Origin of the sequence: Arsenophonus sp. ENCA (assembly GCF_002287155.1) — a bacterium.
GTDB classification, from domain to species: domain Bacteria; phylum Pseudomonadota; class Gammaproteobacteria; order Enterobacterales; family Enterobacteriaceae; genus Arsenophonus; species Arsenophonus nilaparvatae.
Map to the genome: position 1 here is coordinate 1 of NZ_NHNG01000036.1, position 1,373 is coordinate 1,373.

At 52.3% G+C, this 1,373-nt stretch carries 2 protein-coding genes; one reads left to right on the forward strand and one right to left on the reverse strand.

Annotated elements, in window-relative coordinates; all coding sequences use genetic code 11:
* Positions 1–166: 166 nt before the first annotated feature.
* Positions 167–1,207 carry a transposase family protein gene (locus CBG25_RS00845; RefSeq protein WP_366212650.1) on the reverse strand — a complete coding sequence of 347 codons (1,041 nt, stop codon included), beginning with the start codon at positions 1,205–1,207 and terminating at the stop codon, positions 167–169.
* Between the two features lie 73 nt (positions 1,208–1,280).
* Here CBG25_RS00845 and CBG25_RS00850 point away from each other — a divergent pair.
* Positions 1,281–1,373 (forward strand): helix-turn-helix domain-containing protein (locus CBG25_RS00850; protein WP_290603829.1); only part of this gene is annotated, 93 nt, incomplete at its 3' end.

A 1,373-nucleotide genomic window follows, 5' to 3' on the forward strand; every position in this document is an offset into this window, starting at 1 on the left:
GGCATTTTGACGACAATACTGAGTTGGATTTAATCCGGAATATTCTTGAGCTTCAATGATAGCTCGCCATTTCTCGTCTGTACGGTAAATTCCCATCTAATATTTCTCCTTAATTGTTAGCGTCGAACATCATGACAAATTAGGAGAAGTGAAAAAATGTGGGGATTTAACGACGCTTACGGTTAAAGCGCCCACCAAAGGGTAAGGCGTTGGCTTTTTGCACGGCGGCGGTTTCCCCCGGCGTGGTGGTGCCATACAGGGTCTGCTCGATTTCCGCCAGATGGTGTTGCGCCGTGGTGTGGGGTAATGCCTTGAACGATTCACCGAGTGTCGGGGCATTGAGGGCAAAGCCGTAGTCGTCTTTCGCCACTTCGGGCACCCGGCAGAAGGTTTCCAGCCCGTCCTCATTCATTATCACCACCTGTGCTTCACTGTCGCGCCAGGGGTTACGCACTATCTGTAAGGTGTCGCCCACGCAAACGCCAGGGACTTGCCGTACATCGTATTCACTGCCCCTGAACGGCACGCGAAGATGCGTCGTGACCTTACGGTTTTCCGGCAGACTCACCGCCAGTTCGCGGCAGACGTCAACAGGCGGTGCCTTGATTAACTGTGCAGGGGTAATACGCAGCCAACAGTCGGTGCGAGTCATGCCGGTACGGCGATGCAGCGCGGTGCGGTTATACTTTTTACGCCATAACCCGACCAGTCGGTTCAGTTCATCAATATTGTTGACTTGCACAAACCGCAAGCCGGATTCAAAATGGCACTCCAGAATGTCGCGCGCCTTTTCCACCGAGCCGGTAGCACGGGCATTACCGGCTTTATGTGCGATAAGTTGAATACCAAGGGTTTTACACAGGTTGCGCATGGTGGACGAGACCAGCGCGCAACCGGGGTCGGTATAAAGGAGGCGCGGCACGCCATGCAGTACGTCGGCCCCACCGCGCTCCTGCATGGCATTAATCAGCACATCGGTAAAGTTTTGTGCCGTTTCGCCACCGAAGCGGTACTCGGCGTAAATCCAGCCGCTGGTATGGTCGGTCAGCTCAAATGACCAGACGCGGTCGTTAACCACCCGCGCCAGATTTTTTGGCTTGTTCTTGTTAAATTCCGCCTCACTCATCATGCGCAGGCCACTATCGCGCGTAGTGCGCCCTTTGTCGGGATTTTTCAGGTAATAGAGTACACACAGTGTCGCTAGCAATGTAAAAATGATCCACTTGCTAATGTAAAACTGATCCACCAAGAGTAAAAATGGCAGTTTTAAGGTACTGCCGATGATAACATTGGAGATCAGAGTGGAAATTTCTGTTTTACATCGCCAGGGTATGTCTATACGTGCGATTGCTCGACGGCTTTCATGCTCAAGA